Genomic DNA, 17882 nt, shown 5'->3' with positions numbered 1-17882 from the left:
CAGCTCCATCGATGACGGCGTCCCGGCGCGGCCCCTCGTGGGTCGCGCCGGGCCGTGCGTCGACCGAGAGGTGATGTATTGATGGATGGAGTGATCGGCTTCTTCCAGGACCTCGGCCCGAACCTCCAGCTGGTGCTGGACCGGATGCCGCTGATCCTCGATGGGCTCCAGGTCACGCTGCTGACCACAGTCCTGGGTGCCCTGCTCGCGCTGGTGATCGCTTTCGTGTTCGGCCTCGCGCAGCTCTCGAAGGTCATGATCGTGCGGGGCGTGGCCCGGGTGTTCGTGGAGTTCTTCCGCGGCACCTCGCTGGTGGTCCAGCTGTTCTGGCTCGCCTTCGTGCTCCCGCAGCTGCCGTACCCGCTCGGCTTCCGGCTCGAACCGCTGCTGGTGGGCGTCCTCGCCCTCGGCCTGAACTACGGCGCCTACGCCGCGGAGGTCGTGCGCGGCTCGATCGGCTCGGTGCCCAAGGGGCAGTTCGAGGCGATCAGCGCGCTCAGCCTGAGCCCGACCCGCGGCATGTTCCGGGTGGTGATCCCGCAGGCCTGGGCTCTGATGCTCCCGTCCCTGTCCAACCTGTGGATCCAGCTGCTCAAGGGCAGCGCCATCGTCAGCACGGTGCTGCTGTACGACATCTTCTTCCAGGTCGAGCAGCTGCGTGACCGCACCGGCACCTGGTTCGCGTACTCCTTCGCACTGGTGGCCTACTACCTGATCGCCTGGCTGATCGTGATCCTGATGAACGGCCTGGAGATCCGCGCGAAGCACCAGATCGGTCGCGGCCCGGCCCTGCGGACGGCCTGGCGCTCGCTCTTCCAGGCGCCCGGTACCACCCCGTCAGGCGGACGGAGAGCGCGCGTCGTCCGTGATCGCGCTGCCGCGGCCGCCAGCGGTCCTACGTCGATGGGAGGTGGTCTGGCATGACCCCGGAGAATTCCTGGTGGAGCTGGGACCACGCCTTCGCAGTCCTTCCGAGTCTGCTGCTCGAAGGCTTCAAGATCACGCTGATCGCCACCGTGCTCGGCACCCTCATCGCGCTGGTCCTCGGACTGGTGGTGGCGATCGTCCGGCGCAGTGCGCCGAGGTTCATCAGCACCCCCTTCACCTGGGTGGTCGAGTTCATCCGCATGACCCCGCTGGTGGTCCAGCTGGTCTTCGCGAACCTCGTGTTCTCGCCGTACGTCGACTCGTCGCTCTCCATCGGCATCTGGGTGCTGGGCATCCACTACACGACCTATATGGCCGAGGTGTATCGCGCTGGCATCGACTCGGTGCCCCAGGGCCAATGGGAGGCGGCCACGGCCCTCTCCCTGCCGCGGATGCGCACCTGGCGGGCGGTGGTCGTCCCCCAGGCGATCCGCAACACCGTGCCAGCGCTGGGCAACTACGCGATCTCCATGTTCAAGGAGACCCCGTTCCTGTTCGTCATCTACGTCCCGGAGCTCCTGAACGTCGCGCAGAACTACGGCTCGACCCATTTCCGGTACACCGAGGCGATCACCCTGGCCGGTCTGATCTTCCTGGCGGCCAGCTACCCCACCTCCCTCCTGATCCGACGACTGGAGAAGAAACTTGCCTGAGAACACAGCGAATCCCGGCGTGCCCCACATCGAGTTCCGTGACGTGGTCAAGAAGTTCGGTGACAACACGGTGCTGGACGACCTGAACTTCACGGTCAGCAAGGGCGAGCGCGTCACCCTGATCGGCCCCTCCGGCTCCGGCAAGACCACCATCCTGCGCCTGGTGATGACGCTCGAGGAGCTCACCGGCGGATACATCCACATCGGCGGGAACCCCCTGCAGTACGAGGAGCAGGGCGGCAAGCGGGTGCGGATACCAGACAAGCGGCGCCGCAGGACCACCACCGATATCGGCATGGTCTTCCAGCACTTCAACCTGTTCCCCAATATGACCGTGATGGAGAACATCATCGAGGCCCCGGTCAACGTGATGGGGCTGAAGAAGGCCGAGGCCGAGGCCAAGGCCGAGGGGCTGCTGGAGAAGGTGGGGATGGGCTGGAAGAAGGATGCCCGCCCCTCGGAGCTCTCCGGCGGTCAGCAGCAGCGCATCGCGATCGCGCGCGCGCTCGCCATGGACCCGGAGATCCTGCTGTTGGACGAGGTCACCTCGGCATTGGACCCTGAACTGGTGGGAGAGGTGCTCGCGGTGCTCAAGGACATCGCCGCGGAGACCGACATCTCGATGCTGATCGTCACCCACGAGATGCAGTTCGCACGGGAGGTCTCCGACCGCGTGATGATGTTCGACCAGGGGTCCGTCATCGAGCAGGGACTGCCGGACACGATCTTCAGCGAGCCCGAGAATCAGCGCACCCAGGAGTTCCTGCGCGCGGTGCTCTGAATGACCCGTCGCGGTCCGCGGACTGTCCTCCGCGGGTGCGCCGACGGCTCCTCGCTGTAGTCTGTGCCCGTTCGTTCCGCGCCGACGCGGTCGCCCTGCTTGCGTCGGCGACCGCTGCTCGGTGTGCCGACCCCAGGAGGCCCCGTGCCAGAAACCGACGCTATCGCCGTCCCCACCTTGACGAGCGAGTTCCCCGTCGTCGGCGACGATCCCCATATCGACGCCCCGCTGCGAGCCACTGTTCGCCGCCTCTCGACCTTGCTCGGCCGCACACTTGCTGACCAGCACGGCCAGGAGATGCTCGACCTCGTCGAGCAGGTCCGCAAGCTCACCAAAGATGCGAAGTCCTCGGACTCCGAAGCCAGCGCTCTGGACGTCCAGCAGCGTCTCGCGGAGCTTCCCATCGAGCAGGCCACCGTGCTGACCCGCGTATTCGCCCAGTACTTCCTGCTGGCCAACGCGGCCGAGCAGGTCTACCGCGTGCGCTCCCTGCAGGAACGTCCGGCCTCGGAATCGTGGGTCCCGCGCACCGTCGCGGCCGTCCACGAGTCCGTCGGGGCTGAGGGCCTGCAGGAGGCCGTCGACTCGCTCGATGTGCGCCTGATCTTCACCGCCCACCCCACCGAGGCGTCCCGTCGGGCAGTGCTGACCAAGCTCCGCAAGATCTCTGACATCCTCGAGAACGACACCGAGGACGGCACCTCCGAGCGGCGCCGGCAGGATCACCTGCTCTCCGAGCTCATCGAGTCCCTGTGGCAGACGGACGAGCTGCGCCGTCAGCGTCCCACCCCGCAGGACGAGTCGCGCAATGTGCTCTATTACCTGACCCAGCTGTACCGCCAGACCATGCCGGGCTTCCTCGACGACCTGCGCGAGGAGCTGCGTGCCCACGGTGCGGACCTGCGCGAGCGTCAGGTGCCGCTACGGTTCGGGTCCTGGATCGGCGGCGACCGCGACGGCAATCCGTATGTCACCGCAGAGGTCACCCGCGAGGTGCTCCAGCTGCAGGCCGAGACCGCGGTCGACCTCGCGATCGATGTCGTCTCCGAGCTGATCGGCGACCTGTCGATCTCGAGTGAGCTGACCGGAGACGACGAGGAGCTGCGCGCGAGCATCGACGCGGACCTCGCCTTCGAGTCCGAGGTCGACGAGGTGCAGCAGCAGATGTTCGAGCAGGAGCCCTACCGGCTCAAGCTCGGCACCATGCGCGCCAAGCTCAAGGCCACCGGTGAGCGGATCCGCACCGGCGAGCCCCATGTGCACGGCAAGGACTACTACGACTCCGAGGAGCTGCAGGAGGACTTCGGCGTGCTGCGCGGCGCCCTGGCGCGTCACGGCGGTCGCCGGGCAGCCGATGGCGCGATCGCTCTCGCCCAGCAGGTCCTCGCCGGATCCGGCCTCACCCTCGCCATCCTGGATGTGCGTGAGCACTCCGAGAAGCACCACGAGGTGCTGGCCCGTCTCTTCGACCGGGTCGGCGAGCTGGACCGCCCCTACATGGAGCTCAGCCGTGAAGAGCGCACCACAGTGCTGGCCACGGAGCTCGCGAGCCGGCGACCGCTGGTCGGCTCGGCGCTCGCCGAGGACGAGACGATCCTCGATGACGCCACCCGCACCACCTACAAGGTGTTCGGCGAGATCCGGGACGCCCACCGGCAGTACGGCCAGTCCTCGATCGAGACGTACATCGTCTCGATGACCCATGGCGCCGACGACATCCTCGCCGTCGCCCTGCTGGCCCGTGAGGCCGGTCTGGTCACCCTGCCCGGCGGCGACCAGAACCGCGCCGACATCAGCTTCACCCCGCTGCTCGAGGAGGTCGCCGAGCTGCGTCACGCCGGGGAGATCCTCGATGAGATGCTCAGCGATCCGTCCTACCGGGAGATCGTGCGCCTGCGCGGCGACCTCCAGGAGGTCATGCTCGGCTACTCCGACGGCAACAAGGACTCCGGCGTCATCACCAGCCAGTGGGAGATCCACCAGGCTCAGCGGCTGCTGCGCGATGTCGCCGCCCGCCACGGCGTGACTCTGCGCCTGTTCCATGGCCGCGGCGGTTCCGTCGGCCGTGGTGGCGGCCCGACCTATGACGCGATCCTCGCGCAGCCCTACGGCGTGCTCGAGGGAGAGATCAAGTTCACCGAGCAGGGCGAGGTCATCTCCGACAAGTACACGCTGCCCACGCTGGCCCGGGAGAACCTGGACCTGTCGCTGGCGGCCGTGCTCGAGGGTTCCGCGCTGCACACCTCCCCGCGCTCGACGCCCGAGCAGCTGGACCGCTTCGGGGAGGTCATGCAGCAGGTCTCCGACGCCTCCTATGCGCGCTATCGCACGCTGGCGGACGACCCGGACCTGCCGGAGTACTTCGTCACCTCGACCCCGGTCGAGCAGCTCGGTGACCTGAACATCGGCTCGCGACCCTCAAAGCGCGCCACCTCCGAGAAGGGCCTGGACGGCCTGCGGGCGATCCCGTGGGTGTTCGGCTGGACCCAGTCTCGGCAGATCGTGCCGGGCTGGTTCGGTGCCGGTTCCGGTCTGAAGGCCGCGCGTGAGGCAGGGCTCGAGCCCGACCTGCACGAGATGTACCGCAACTGGCACTTCTTCCGCACCGTGATCAGCAACGTCGAGATGACGCTCGCGAAGACGGACATGGCGATCGCCGCGCACTACGTGCACTCCCTGGTGCCGGAGCGGCTGTGGCCGCTGTTCGATCGCATCAAGGCGGAGTACGAGCTCTCGGTCGCCGAGATCGAGCGTCTCACCGGAGTGCTGGGCCTGCTGGACAACCAGCCGGTGCTCAAGCGCACCCTCGCGGTGCGCGACCGCTACCTCGATCCGATCTCCTATATGCAGGTCTCGATGCTGCAGCGGGCCCGGGCCGCCACCGAGCGGGGCGAGGAGCTCTCGCCTGAGCTGCAGCGCGCACTGCTGACCACCATCAACGGTGTCGCTGCCGGCCTGAAGAACACCGGCTGATCGGGCCGGGCCGCGCCTGATCGGGCCGCGCCTCGCGCCTGATCGGGGCCGGGCTTCGCGCCGAGAACGACCTTCGGAACACTTTCCTGTATGGAAGGTGGTCCGAAGGTCGTTCTCGTTCCGGTGGGAGGTGCCCCGGGCGTGCCGGCGGGCCCGTCAGCGCCGCGCGGTGCCGTCGACCGCGAACTCCTCGATCCGGGTGAGCTCGTCATCGGTCAGCTCGAGGTGCTCGAGGGTGGCGATGTTCTGCTCGAGCTGCGTGACCGAGGAGGCCCCTACCAGCGCAGTGCTCACCTGCCGGTGGCGCAGCGTCCAGGCGAGCGCGAGCTGCGCCAGGCTCTGGCCGCGCTCTTGCGCGATCTGGGACAGTCCGCGCACCCGCGCCTGGTAATCCGCGTCCTGGACCTGCTGCTCCGAGAGCGTGGAGGAGGAGCCGGCGGCGCGGGAGCTCTGCGGCACGCCGGAGAGGTACCGATCGGTGAGCAGCCCCTGCTGAAGCGGGGAGAAGACCGCCAGGCCGACCCCGAGCTCGTTCACGACGTCCAGCAGACCGTTCTCGATGTGCCGGTTGAACATCGAGTAGGACGGCTGATGGATCAGCAGCGGAGTGCCGAGGTCGGCGAGGATCCGGGCGGCCTGCCGGGTCGTCTCGGGGGAGTAGTTCGAGATGCCGACGTAGAGCGCTCTGCCGCTGGTCACCGCGTGGGCGAGGGCCCCCATCGTCTCCTCGAGCGGAGTCTCGGGGTCCTCGCGGTGGTGGTAGAAGATGTCCACGTGATCCAGGCCCATGCGGGTCAGGGACTGGTCCAGCGAGTTCAGCAGGTACTTGCGGGAACCGCCGTCGCCGAACGGCCCGTCCCACATCCGATAGCCGGCCTTGGTGGAGATCACCAGCTCATCGCGGTGATGGCGGAAGTCCTGTTCGAGGATGCGCCCCAGCTGGATCTCGGCGCTGCCAGGAGGAGGCCCGTAGTTGTTGGCCAGATCGAGATGGTGCACGCCGAGGTCGAAGGCACGACGGACGATCGTGCGCAGGGTCAGGGGATCGCGATTCTCGCCGAAGTTCTGCCAGAGGCCCAGCGAGACCGGCGGCAGCAGCACACCGGACCGGCCCACCCGACGGTACGGGGTGCGGTCGTAACGGGATCCGGAGGGGAGGAAGGCGTCGGTGCTCATGCACCGAGCCTAGTCCGTGAATACGCCTCTGGACAGGGTCTTCGTCGGTCACGATGCTGAAAGTCGGCGCTCCATGACATCCATTCCGAGTCCCGCGACCTTCAGCCAGTCGACGTTGCCCGCGAAGGGGACGCTGAGTCCGGTGCGCACGAATCCGTGACGTTCGTACCAGGTATGCAGCTCCGGACGGGACTGCAGCACCTGGATCATCAGCACGTCCACCCCGGCGGTGCGCTGCTGCTCGGCCTGGGCTTCGAGCAGGCGGGCACCGAGACCACGGGACTGGGCCGAGGGGTGCACGGCGAACAGGCCCAGCTCGGCCCGGTCGATGCCGTCGGCGTCCGTGGGATCGCGGCGGGTGTAGCAGCAGCCCACCACCTCCGTGCCAGACCCGTCCGAAGACCTGCGCTCGGCGACCAGCAGCGTCACTGAGGGGTCTGCGAGCATCTCGCGGATCTCGTCCGCATCGGTGCGCTGGCCGTCCACCAGATGAGTTTCGGTGGTCCAGCCGCCCTCGCCCCGATAGGCGGCCTGCACCAGGGCGACCAGGACGTCGGCATCGTGATCGTGAGCGGCCCGCAGCAGGATGTCAGTGTCCTGCGCGGACTCGAGGGACGACTTCGTCATGAGGAGATCTTTCCGGCCTGCTGGAACTCAGCGAGCAGTGCGTGGCCGTCCGGCGCAGAGAGGGTGAGCGGGGAGCCGTGAGCATGCGACGAGCCCTGGAGCGGCCGGCGCGAGCCGTGCGCGAGCAGCTGCTCGGGCTCGGTGAGCTCGCGGATCGCGATCGTCTCGACCAGCTCGGGGTGACGAGCGGCGAACTCGGCGTAGATGGTCGGGTCGTGCTGGCCGTCGTCACCCACCAGGATCCACCGCAGGTGAGGGAACTCCGTGGCGAGATGCTCGAGGGCACGGTGCTTGTGGTCGGGTCCTGAGCGGAAGAAGCCCGTGTTGGTGGGGCCCCAGTCGGTCAGCAGCAGCGGCCCGTCGGGATAGCCGTTGCGGTAGAGGAAGCGCTTGAGCACGGGAAAGACGTTCCACGCGCCGGTGGACAGGTAGAAGACCGGCATCGCGGGGTGCTCGCGCGCGAGGCGCTGATAGAGCATCGGCATCCCCGGGACCACCTGGCGGGAGGACTGGTGGACGACGAACGCGTTCCAGAACGCGAGCAGCGGGCGGGGCAGCCAGGTCACCATCACGGTGTCATCGATGTCGCTGACCACACCGACCTCGATCTCCGGAGAGAAGACGGCGATATCGGCGGTGACCTCGTTGCCGGGCACGGTCCAGAGCACAGCCTGATGGCGGCCCGGGGGCAGCGAGACCTCGAGCATGGCATCCACGATGCCGGTGCGGTCCGCGCGCGTGGTGAACTGCTGATCACCCAGCATGACCTGCACGGTGCGGTGCGGCGCGACCTGGCCGGCGAAGTTCCGCCAGCCGCGCACCGCCATCGTGCGCAGGTCGTGGACCGGCTGATCATGGAAGTCCGCGGGAGTGCCGGGGGAGGCGTACAGCACCTTCGCCAGCACCCGGACCCGCTCGGTGGAGCCGTAGCCGTGGAAGGGCTGCAACCGCAGATCCCAGTTCAGCCGACGCAGGGTATGGCCGACGGCGGAGTTCTTGATGTCCTCCATCCGTGCCGCCCAGTGCGGGCGGTCCTCACCCCCACGCGCGGTCAGCGAGCGGAGCCCGGCGCGCGCCGAGGTGAGCCGTGCGGTGATGCCCACCGGGTGTCAGAGGCCGCGGGACATCTTCAGCCAGGCACCGTCGGGATCGTCCTCGACGATCTCCCAGCGGTCGCCGGTGTCGATGAATCCGAGGCTCTCGTACAGGGCGCGAGCGCCCTTGTTCAAGGGACCGACGTAGAGGGTGATGGTGTCCGCGCCATCCTCCCGGGACCAGTCGAAGATCGCCTCGGCGAGCTTTCCGGCGATCCCGGAGTGGCGGGAGTTCGGGGTGACCCACATGGCCTGGAGCTCGCGCTCGTTGGCGGGGGAGTCCTCCTCATGCCGAGCCGCCACCACGGCGACCGGCTGACCATCCTCGACGGCCAGGAACCAGGCGGCATCGCTCACGCGCTGCTCCCAGACCGAGTCCTCGTAGGTGGATTCCTTGTCCCAGCTCTGCCCGAAGGCGGCGGGGTCCGTGCTGAGGGACCGAAGACGGATCTCGCGCACGAGCGACCAGTCGTCGTCGTGGGCGCGGATAATGTCGGCCATGGGTGTCCTCCTGAGCCGTCGTTGCGTGGTCACGGGCCATCATGCCCTGGCGATCATGCTCTCACGCTGCCCCAGGCACCGCATGCACTCCCACCCCCAGTGTACGTTCCTCGGCGGTTCTGCGCGCGCAGCCCTCCGACCTTGACACAATAGGCGCATGTCGCCCATTCGTCTGCTCACCGTCTGCACCGGCAATGTCTGCCGATCACCCGCTGCTGCGGTGATGCTGCGCGCCGCGATCCTGGAGAGCGACCTGGTCGGGAAGGTGGAGGTCGGTTCTGCCGGCACCAGCTGGGAGGTGGAGGGGATGCCGATGGACGACCGTACCGAGCTGGCTCTCGAACGCGCTGGCTATGTTCGACCCTTCGAGCACACCGCTCGCACCATCCACCTGACCGAGCTGCTGGCCTGGGATCTGGTGCTCCCGATGACCGCTGATCACGCCCAGCGGCTGAAGCGCATGGTCGAGCAGGCACCGGAGGGCTCCGCCATTCCGGAGATCACGATGTGGCGACGCTTCGAGCCGGACGCTGATCCAGCGGCGCTGCCCACGGAACTCGCTGTCGAGGATCCCTGGTACGAGGGGCAGGGCGCGTTCGACCGCACCATCCGTGAGATGAGCACGAGCGTGCCAGCTATCATCGCGCGCGCTCGAAAGCTGCTCGAGCAGCGCTGAGCGCGCCCTCTGCGGGAGCTGCCCTGTCTGTCAGACGTCGGTGTCGTGCTCCCCGGTGCTGCGACGGCTATGCCAGGTCGCGCCGACGAAACCGGCGGTGGTGAGGAAGCCGATGCCGAGCGCGGCGATCAGCACCTGACGCATCTGACCGAAGCCTGAGCCGGAATCGTTCGAGATCGCGTTGAACAGCCTGACCACGGGCCCGCCCTCGTCCTGGGCAGCCGCGGGCTGCGGTGAAGCTGGCGGGGGAGAGCTCGGCGTCTCTGCCCCGACGCCGCTGATCTCGGTGGACTTGCTGCTCTCGCTCTCCACTGCGCCGCTGCTCGTCGGCGGCTCCTCGGAGGCGGGACGGGTGAGGTCAGGCTGTGTGGTGTCGGGCTGAGCAGTATTGGGCTGCACGGCGGGCTCGATGGGCGCGGACTCAGGATCCTCGGGATGCGTCTCCAGCTCCGCGGCGGGATCTCCCTCGGAGTCGGTGCCCTCGGCAGGGGCGCCCTCAGGGGTGCCCTCGGGGCTCGGCTTCTCCGCGGGCGTCAGCTCCGGCGGTGGGGTCGTGCTCTCCGTCGGCTCTTCGGGTTCCGTGGTCGGCTCCGTGGGATCCACGGTCGGTTCTGTCGGTTCCGGTATCTCTGTCTGGGAGCCGTCTGTCGGGGTCTCGCTCGGCGGAGGATTCGGCGACGTCGGGGTGCTGGTCTCCGGATCAGTCGTGGGGACCGGGGTGTCCGACCCGGTATCCGTGCTTCCTCCGCTGGGAAGACTGCCGGGAGTGGAGATGGCGGGAGCTGAGCTGCTCGGCGTGCCGCTCGGGGAGTCGTCCGGGATGGTGGTCGAGTCGCCGTCACCGACGTCGGTGGTCGACTCGGAGCCCTCGTCCGGGTCCGACTCGTCCGCCGGGGGTGGCTGCTCCTCGCCGGCGCACTCCTCGTCGAGGGTGCTGCGCAGCAGCGCGGGAACGACCGGGGCAGACTCGTCGTCCTCGCAGTCGTCGTCGAGGACGGGGTCCTCGACGACGGGGTCCTCGACCGGGGACGTGGTGTGGTGCTCAGGATCGTCCTCGGGCTGAGCGTCGCTGCCCTGCTGAGACTCATCGTCGGGAGCTTCGGGCTCTGCCGGGGTCGTTTCGGCAGTCTCGTCCTCGGCGGGCGTCGGCTCTGCAGCATCCGGCAGCGTGCTATCGGGCTCGGCAGGGGCGGGCTGAGCAGGGGCGGACTGAGTGGTTTCGAGATCCAGCGCCTCCGCGAGGGCGGGTGCCGCCGCGATCGGGAGAGTCATGGCGAGGGCGGCGGAGCAGGCGCACAGGCGTGAGCGCAGTCGCATAGGCGTGGTCCCCCTCCTCCATGGTCGCAAGCTCGGCGGCTGCGGTCGGCGTCATCTCCGGTGGGCCCGACGGAGCACATTACCCTACCGAACCTTTACTTTCGACCCCATCGTTCATGGCGACGAGGGTCGGCGCAAGGGTGCTGTGCACGGCGCCACGCCAGCGTGATCCACGCAATGTTGACCGCGAGTTGACCAAGGCTTTGCTATCGACCTGCGTGAATGCTGGTCAGCCTCAGATTCGGGATCGCAGCAATGCCCAGGAGGGCCGTCGGCATCGCCCATGGCGAACGCCGGGGAAAGTTTTCGGATGCACTAGGGCAGCGCGGCGCAGAACGGGCGCTCCCGGGGTCGCCAGCCGGGTGCACCTGGAGCCGGCGAGCGGAGACAGAGGGGAGCGCCGAGATCCCATCCCTGGGCTCTCGGCGCTCCGTGAGACCGCTGTCAGTCGTCCGCGAGGACCTCGTCGACCAGCGCCTTCGCGGCGTCCTGCACCTGGCTCAGATGCTCCTCACCCTGGAAGGACTCGGCATAGATCTTGTAGATGTCCTCGGTGCCGGAGGGGCGGGCGGCGAACCAGGCCGACTTCGTGGAGACCTTCAGACCGCCGATCGCGCCCCCTGCGGGAGCTTCCGTGATCGCCGAGATGATCGGCTCGCCCGCCAGCTCGGTCGCACTGACCTGCTCGGGGCTGAGCGCCTTGAGCTTCGCCTTCTGCGCGCGGCTCGCCGGAGCATCCACGCGGTCGTAAGCGCTCGAGCCGAACTCCTCGACCAGCTCGGTATGCAACGTGCTGGGGGAGCGACCGGTGACAGCCAGGATCTCGGAGGCGAGCAGCGCCAGGATGATCCCGTCCTTGTCGGTGGTCCACACCGAGCCGTCGCGCCGCAGGAAGGACGCGCCAGCGCTCTCCTCGCCGCCGAAGCCGACGGAGGAGTCGATCAGACCAGGCACGAACCACTTGAAGCCCACCGGCACCTCGTAGAGCTCACGACCCAGCGAGGTCACCACCCGATCGATCAGGCTCGAGGAGACGACCGTCTTGCCGACCTTCGCGGTGGCGGGCCAGTGCGGTCGGTGGGCGAAGAGGTACCGGATCGCGGTGGCGAGATAGTGGTTGGGGTTCATCAGCCCGCCGTCGGGGGTGACGATGCCGTGACGGTCGGAGTCCGGGTCGTTGCCGGTGGCGATGTCGTACTCGTCGCGCTTGTCGAGCAGCGAGGCCATCGCCCACGGGCTCGAGCAGTCCATGCGGATCTTCCCGTCGCGGTCCAGGGTCATGAAGGACCAGCGCGGATCCACCTCCGGATTGACCACGGTGAGGTCGAGGTCATGCATCTCGCCGATCTCGGCCCAGTAGTCCACCGAGGCGCCGCCCAGCGGGTCGGCACCGATCCGCACCCCGGCGCGACGGATCGCCTCGATGTCGACCACGTTCGGCAGATCCGCCACATAGGTGTGGAGGAAGTCGTAGCGCCCAGCGCCCTGGAGAGCCTTCTGACGGCCATGGCGACGCACCCCGCGCAGGCCCTCCGCGAGCAGCTGGTTCGCCCGATCCGCGATCCAGGAGGTCGCGTCGGAGTCGGCCGGGCCGCCGTGGGGAGGGTTGTACTTGAACCCGCCGTCGCGCGGAGGATTGTGGCTCGGCGTGATCACGATGCCGTCCGCCCGGCCCGGATCGTTCGCGGCACGACCCCGGTTGTGCGTCAGGATCGCGTGGGAGACGGCGGGGGTGGGGGTGTAGCCGTCCAGCGAGTCGACCTGCGCGGCGACGTCATTGCCGATCAGCACCTCGAGCGCGGTGTCGAACGCGGGGCGGGAGAGCGCATGGGTGTCGCGGCCGACGAACAGCGGCCCGCGGATGCCCTCCCCGGCGCGGTACTCGACGATGGCCTGCGTGGTCGCGGCGATGTGGTCCTCGTTGAACGCCGTGTCGAGCGAGGAACCGCGGTGCCCGGAGGTGCCGAAGGAGACGGCCTGATCGGGGTCCGCAGGATCGGGATGGAGGTCGTAATACGCGTCGAGGAGCGCATCGACATCGACGAGATCCTCCTCAAGTGCCTTCTGGCCTGCACGGGGGTGCATGATCACCACTCCATCCTCGAGTTCGGGGTCGTCACGACACTCTAAGTCAGTGCGACGCGCGAGGTACCGGGTATGACTACGGGCTGAGACGGCTCGGGATCTCCAGAGGTCAGGACCGCCGAGACTTCACCAGCAGCACGATCCCGATGATGGTGAGCACCAGACCGATCAGGCCCGCGACCACACCGACGACCGGGCCGATCAGCAGCGGCGCGGCCATCGAGAGGATGCTGTAGGGCCCGAGGTGCGCGGGAGCGTCGGTCCCGGTGCAGGAGACCGTCACCGTGGTGTCCTCCAGCGCGGCGACGCCCAGCACCTGGACGTACTGCGTTCCGTCACCGAAGGTGGTCTCGGTCGAGCTGGGCACCGAGGTCACCGCGCCAGGCGTCGAGCCCGTGGCAGTGCATTCTGCGGTGGCCGCATCCGCCAGGGGGATGTAGACGATCAGCATCTCGTTGGCAGGGACCTCGATATCAGCGGTCGCCGCCTGCATCGGGACCGGTCCCTCGGCGGCATCGCCGACGAGCGAGCCGACCGACCACACGATCCCGCCGATCGTCGCGGCCGGACCGATCACGAGCAGCAGCACCAGGCCGATGATCAGCGGCCACAGCCCCCGTCGCTTGCGAGTCGTCGAGCCGGCTCCGCCGGAGCTGCCGGAGCTGCCGGGGCCCGGGTGGACGGAGGCCGGCAACGGACCGGTCTGCGGCGCATACGGATCGGTGCGGGAGGGATCGTGGCCCGGAGCTCCGTAGTTCCCCGAAGAGCCGTAGTTCCCTGAAGACCCGTAGTTCTGAGTCTGGACACTCGAGGACCCGGCGTTCTGGCTGCCGTACTGGGGCGAGCCTTCCGGCCCGGCAGCAGGGGAGGTGGGCCCGGGCAGTCCGTAGCTGGGGCGCTGGCGCGGTGCGGGCGTCGTGGACTCACCGTCGGACATCTGGGCTCCTTCTGGGTACGGCGCGGGACGACACAGGATAGTGGTCGATCCTCCGAGGATGCCGGGACGCTGAGGCCTCGGGTGGCGGGTGGGCGCTCAGCGCAGGGTGATGCTCACGGGGAGGTCATCGCCAGCATCGTCCCCACCAGCGCTGCGCCCACCACGGCGCAGGCCAGCGGTGTGGCCAGCCAGATCAGCAGAATCTTGCCGGCGACCTGCCAGCGCACGTTCCGCATGCCCTGGGCCACCCCGGCACCGACCACGCTCGAGGCCAGGGCATGGGAGGTCGAGACGGGAGATCCGAAGCCGAACAGCCCCAGTGACATCGTGGCCGCTGCGGAGGCCTCCGCCGCCAGGCCCTGCGCGACATTCAGGTCGGTCAGATGGCGGCCGAGCACGCGGATGATGCGGTGTCCGCCCACCAGCGTGCCGAGTCCGATCGCGACGGCGACCGCGACCATGATGGCTGCCGTGTAGGACGGAGAGCTGCCGGTGGTGGCGAAGGCGATCACGATCACCGCGAGCGGCAGCCGGGAATCGGTGAGCCCGTGCCCCGTGGCGACCGCGCCGGCGGAGACGGTCTGGGCGAAGCGGAGGTGTCTGCGCCCCAGCCACTCATGCCGGCCCAGGCCGAGCACGAGCTGCATCAGCAGGTAGGCGATCGTCGCGGAGAGCACGGGGCCGACGAGGGAGACGCCCAGCATCACCCCGAGCCGCTCCCAGGCCGCCGGAGCCCCGATCGCGAGGGAGACCCCCAGCGTGGAGCCGAAGAAGGCATGCCAGGTCGAGGACGGCATCCCCATCCACCAGGTCAGCAGGTCCCAGCCGATGGTGGTGAGCATGATCGCGATCAGGGCGAGCCCGAGCACATCTGGCTGCCCGGAGGTCTCCTGCGTCAGCGGTGTCATCCCCAGCAGCTGCAGCGCCCACGGGGTCGCGACGGCGATCAGCATCATTCCCAGCAGGGCGCCGAGCAGGTTCAGGATCGCGGCCAAGGTCAGCGCGGTCGACTCCGGCAGCGTGCGGGTCGTGATCGTCGTCGTGACGGCGTTGGACGCGTCGTGGAAGCCGTTCATATAGGCCATCGCGATCGCCAGGACGACGACCAGCACGAGCAGGAGCGTCGTCACTCAGGCGTCCTTGACCCGCAGCAGATCGGTGAGGCGTGCGATGCGCTCCTGCAGCACGATCGTGCGCCGGATCGACTCGGAGACGTCGTGCAGGGGCAGGAGCTCCTGGACCGAGCCGCCGCGCGAGTACAGCTCGCCGAGCGCCCTGCGCACCAGGCGTTCCCCCTGCCGGGTGAGCTTGCGGACCTGGATGTAATAGTCGCCCAGCTCCCGGATGCTGGACAGCTTCCAGCTGGCGGCGACCGTGTACTCGGCCGCCCGCTCGATGCCCTTGGCCGCCTCCAGCAGGGGCGTGGGCAGCTGTCCCACGCGGGAGATGACCAGGAGCTCCGCGGTGTGCTCCATCGCGTCCACGGCGTCGGCCATGGTGAGCGCGAGGTCGTACAGCAGCTCCGCCTCGTAGGGGGTGATCAGCGACTGGACGAGCCGCTCGGCGATGCGCCGGCACAGCTCTTCGGCGACGGTGGACTGCTCGTGCAGCCGCGGCGCGATGCGCGTGCGCTCACGGTATCCGTGTCCGAGCAGCTTCGAATGGGTGTCGGAGGACTGCACCAGAAGCTCGGCGAGCTCCGCGAAGAGATCGTAGAGCGGGCGCTCGGTGCGCTGCGGGAAGAACCGGGAGAGGAACTGCACCACGTCAGGTCGCCTCCTCGCGCTCGGGGCGCATGACACCGCTGCTGCCCCGAAGGGGCTGTGCGGACCGGGATCGTGATGATCGTGAAGTTGAGGCGCCGGACCGGGATGCGCCTGTCGGCGCGAAGGCCGCTCGAAGCGGCAAATGTTGGAGCCCGGGGCAACCGCGGCCCGACGCCCATCCATCGTAGGGCACGGGCCCGGGCCAGTGGCAAATGGAAGCCTGCCCGGCTATGGCGATCGCCTCAGTCGTGCGTGCCCGCTGAGCGTTCCTGCGGAGCGTCGCCGGCTCCCGTCAGTCCAGCTGGTCGGCCTCCGCGTAGCGGCCTGCCGCGGAGAGCTCCTCGCCGGTGCGCAGGAGCCGCTCCGCCTGCCGGGTCCGCGCATCGTCGCGGTCCTCGTCCGCCAGGTGCGCAGTGCCATGGGCGATGATCGTGGCGACGGCGCCGGCTCGGCGCAGAGCGAGGCCCAGATCCCCGGTGAATGCGCCGCGCAGGATGTCGTCCATGGTCCGCTGGACCTGCTGGACATCCGGCGGCTCGGCGAAGCCGGAGAGGTACCTCAGCCCGGGCACCGTGCGCGAGCCTGCGCGATAGCGGAGCACCACCTCTTCTCCGACGTGCTGCACCCAGGTGTGCAGCACATACAGCCGCCACAGCGCCCCCGGCAGGGTCGATGCAGGAGCTCCCGACCACAGCGCGCTGAGATCGGTCAGGCCGTCCTCGGCGGCCAACGCCACCACGCGCTCGACGACGGCAGGGTCAGAGCTCTGGAAGACCCCATCCAGCAGCGCCCGGGCGGAGTCGTGGGCCAGATCTGCCGAGGCCGCAGGATCCGGCGCGCCGGGGATGGTCTCGGCGACCGAGGCGTACAGCGGGGCGGGTCGACGGAAGCGAGGGGCGGAAGGACCATTCGAGGACATGCTCAGCACACTACGCGCAGGCAGCAGCAGGCCGCATTACTGTGAGCGCATGACCATCCCCCGGCAGATCGGACCCGAGACCGGTCCCCGCACCGCCCTGCCCGACTACTCCCGCAGCAATGCGACCGTGGAGCGCATGGTCTCGGACCTGCGCCGCGGCAACCGTCGTGCGAGCAGTCAGCCCGCCGCTCCCGGCACTGTGCGGGCTCTGTTCCCGGTGGCCGCCACGCGGGACACCCTGCTGCGTGCGGTGGCCGCCGCGGCGCTGCTGGGAGGCGCCGTCATCGCCGTGGTGGCGATCCTGCTGCTCACCCTCGGGCTCGAGGACGGCCACGCCCCGGGCATCGGCGTGCTGATCGTGATGCTCGCGCTCGGCGGGATCGGACTGATCCTGCTGGTGCTGGGACTGCGATTCGCACTGGTGGCGCTCGGCACGGCCCGCTCGCGGGTGGAGATCGCCGAGCAGGGACTGCGCGTGGTGGGCGCGCTCGGTATCCGGGACGTGCCCTGGCGCGAGATCATCGCGGTGGAGTCCCGGGTGGTGCATCCGGTGCACTGGCTCACCGCGGCGCTGCGGCTGCGCGACGGTTCTCGCGTGCTGATGCCCGCGTTCGACCGCCATATCTGGACCTGGTCCCAGCCCTCAGGGCAGGACATCCGTACCCTGCGCACCGAGCTGCGGAAGCACGAGAAGGCCGCCCGCAGCCCGTTATGAGCCCCGACCCCTGAGAAGCCACCCCTGAGAATTCACCCCTGCGCACGCACCACGGAGGAGAGCCATGGAAGCACTGATGATGACCCTGGGATCGGGCTGGGTCAGCGGGGTCCGGCCCTACTTCATGGTCTTCCTGCTGGGGCTGTCGGGCAGGCTGCTGGGCATCGAGCAGGTCCCTGAGGTGCTGCAGCGCACCGATCTGCTGGTGATCACCGGGCTCCTGCTGCTGGTGGACTTCGCGGCGGACAAGATCGCCTTCCTCGACTCCTTCTGGGACCAGCTGCACACCGTGATCCGCCCGATCGCCGGTGGGGCGATCGGGTTCTTGCTGGGAGGCGAGACGGACACCACCAGCGCCGTCGTGATGGCGGTGCTCGGCGCGGCCGCAGCCTTCGGCTCCCACGCCGCCAAGGCGACCGCGCGCGCCGCGGTGAACGTCTCGCCCGAGCCGGTCTCCAACGCCCTGGTCTCCACCGGCGAGGACGTCGCCGTGGTGGTGATGGGCCTGCTCACGATCCTGCTGCCCGCGCTCGCCGGCGTGCTCGCCCTGCTGCTGCTCGGTCTCGGCATCTACGCGATCGTGCGGATCCGGCGCGCCTATCGAGGGCTGCGGGAACGGCTGCAGCAGGCCCGGGCGCGACGTGCCGGCGGCGCCGACCCGGCGGTCTGAGACCGGGGGCCGACGCCGTCGGGGTCGTGCTCAGCAGTCAGGTCAGGCAGTGTGCTCAGGCTGGG

The 17882-nt window shown here is 68.9% G+C and carries 17 protein-coding genes; 7 read left to right on the top strand and 10 right to left on the bottom strand.

All coding sequences use genetic code 11. The features are described from left to right. The first annotated feature begins 81 nt into the window (after positions 1 to 81). The 4 genes from ehuC to ppc all read left to right on the top strand — a co-directional run bounded on the left by ehuC (position 82) and on the right by ppc (position 5334). Positions 82 to 924, top strand: a complete 843-nt coding sequence (ehuC, locus tag ABD893_RS08925; protein ID WP_345078583.1) for an ectoine/hydroxyectoine ABC transporter permease subunit EhuC — start codon at positions 82 to 84, stop codon at positions 922 to 924. After that, complete coding sequence (ehuD, locus tag ABD893_RS08920; protein ID WP_345078580.1) at positions 921 to 1580, top strand: ectoine/hydroxyectoine ABC transporter permease subunit EhuD; 660 nt, start codon at positions 921 to 923, stop codon at positions 1578 to 1580. The genes ehuC and ehuD overlap by 4 nt, the downstream gene beginning before the upstream one ends. After that, entirely contained in the window at positions 1573 to 2361 is a 789-nt protein-coding gene (gene ehuA / locus ABD893_RS08915) for an ectoine/hydroxyectoine ABC transporter ATP-binding protein EhuA (RefSeq protein WP_345078577.1), read from the top strand. Before ehuD ends, ehuA begins: the two co-directional genes overlap by 8 nt. 144 nt (positions 2362 to 2505) lie before the next feature. Further along, a complete protein-coding gene (gene ppc, locus ABD893_RS08910; protein WP_345078574.1) occupies positions 2506 to 5334 on the top strand; it encodes a phosphoenolpyruvate carboxylase in 2829 nt (942 codons plus the stop codon). A gap of 156 nt (positions 5335 to 5490) precedes the next feature. Here the strand turns inward: ppc and ABD893_RS08905 are convergent, their stop codons facing one another. From ABD893_RS08905 to ABD893_RS08890, 4 genes are read right to left on the bottom strand one after another with little or no spacing between them, the layout of a single operon-like run. After that, a complete protein-coding gene (locus ABD893_RS08905) occupies positions 5491 to 6510 on the bottom strand; it encodes an aldo/keto reductase (protein ID WP_345078571.1) in 1020 nt (339 codons plus the stop codon). A gap of 48 nt (positions 6511 to 6558) precedes the next feature. After that, complete coding sequence (locus ABD893_RS08900) at positions 6559 to 7137, bottom strand: GNAT family N-acetyltransferase (RefSeq protein WP_345078568.1); 579 nt, start codon at positions 7135 to 7137, stop codon at positions 6559 to 6561. Then, positions 7134 to 8240, bottom strand: coding sequence for an App1 family protein phosphatidate phosphatase (locus tag ABD893_RS08895; RefSeq protein WP_345078565.1), 1107 nt, complete (start codon positions 8238 to 8240; stop codon positions 7134 to 7136). The genes ABD893_RS08900 and ABD893_RS08895 overlap by 4 nt, the downstream gene beginning before the upstream one ends. A gap of 6 nt (positions 8241 to 8246) precedes the next feature. Then, on the bottom strand, positions 8247 to 8732 hold the full coding sequence (locus tag ABD893_RS08890; RefSeq protein WP_345078562.1) for a GNAT family N-acetyltransferase: 486 nt from the start codon (positions 8730 to 8732) through the stop codon (positions 8247 to 8249). A 157-nt stretch (positions 8733 to 8889) separates the two neighbouring features. Here ABD893_RS08890 and ABD893_RS08885 point away from each other — a divergent pair, with 157 nt between their 5' ends. Then, positions 8890 to 9408 (top strand): arsenate reductase/protein-tyrosine-phosphatase family protein, encoded by a 519-nt coding sequence (locus tag ABD893_RS08885; protein ID WP_345078559.1) that lies wholly within the window; start codon positions 8890 to 8892, stop codon positions 9406 to 9408. A 30-nt stretch (positions 9409 to 9438) separates the two neighbouring features. Here ABD893_RS08885 and ABD893_RS08880 read toward each other — a convergent pair whose 3' ends face one another. From ABD893_RS08880 to ABD893_RS08855, 6 genes are all read right to left on the bottom strand, one after another. After that, entirely contained in the window at positions 9439 to 10725 is a 1287-nt protein-coding gene (locus ABD893_RS08880; RefSeq protein WP_345078556.1) for a hypothetical protein, read from the bottom strand. Positions 10726 to 11169: 444 nt separating this feature from the next. Continuing rightward, a complete protein-coding gene (gene pgm / locus ABD893_RS08875; RefSeq protein ID WP_345078553.1) occupies positions 11170 to 12810 on the bottom strand; it encodes a phosphoglucomutase (alpha-D-glucose-1,6-bisphosphate-dependent) in 1641 nt (546 codons plus the stop codon). 109 nt (positions 12811 to 12919) lie between these two features. Beyond that, complete coding sequence (locus ABD893_RS08870) at positions 12920 to 13747, bottom strand: hypothetical protein (protein WP_345078550.1); 828 nt, start codon at positions 13745 to 13747, stop codon at positions 12920 to 12922. Positions 13748 to 13860: 113 nt separating this feature from the next. Continuing rightward, on the bottom strand, positions 13861 to 14877 hold the full coding sequence (locus ABD893_RS08865; RefSeq protein WP_345078547.1) for an inorganic phosphate transporter: 1017 nt from the start codon (positions 14875 to 14877) through the stop codon (positions 13861 to 13863). Next, positions 14878 to 15513 (bottom strand): DUF47 family protein, encoded by a 636-nt coding sequence (locus ABD893_RS08860; protein WP_345078544.1) that lies wholly within the window; start codon positions 15511 to 15513, stop codon positions 14878 to 14880. 292 nt (positions 15514 to 15805) lie between these two features. Beyond that, positions 15806 to 16432 carry a hypothetical protein gene (locus ABD893_RS08855; protein ID WP_345078541.1) on the bottom strand — a complete coding sequence of 209 codons (627 nt, stop codon included), beginning with the start codon at positions 16430 to 16432 and terminating at the stop codon, positions 15806 to 15808. 49 nt (positions 16433 to 16481) lie between these two features. On the opposite strand from ABD893_RS08855, the gene ABD893_RS08850 reads away from it, so the two are divergent. Together ABD893_RS08850 and ABD893_RS08845 are read left to right on the top strand one after the other, a co-directional pair. Continuing rightward, a complete protein-coding gene (locus ABD893_RS08850) occupies positions 16482 to 17147 on the top strand; it encodes a PH domain-containing protein (protein WP_345078538.1) in 666 nt (221 codons plus the stop codon). A gap of 64 nt (positions 17148 to 17211) precedes the next feature. Beyond that, on the top strand, positions 17212 to 17817 hold the full coding sequence (locus tag ABD893_RS08845) for a DUF4126 domain-containing protein (protein ID WP_345078535.1): 606 nt from the start codon (positions 17212 to 17214) through the stop codon (positions 17815 to 17817). Positions 17818 to 17882: the final 65 nt, after the last annotated feature.

Source organism: Brachybacterium paraconglomeratum (genome assembly GCF_039541415.1).
GTDB classification, from domain to species: Bacteria; Actinomycetota; Actinomycetes; order Actinomycetales; family Dermabacteraceae; genus Brachybacterium; species Brachybacterium paraconglomeratum_A.
The sequence above is the reverse complement of the archived record's forward strand: the minus strand, read 5'-3'. Positions and strand labels throughout refer to the sequence as shown.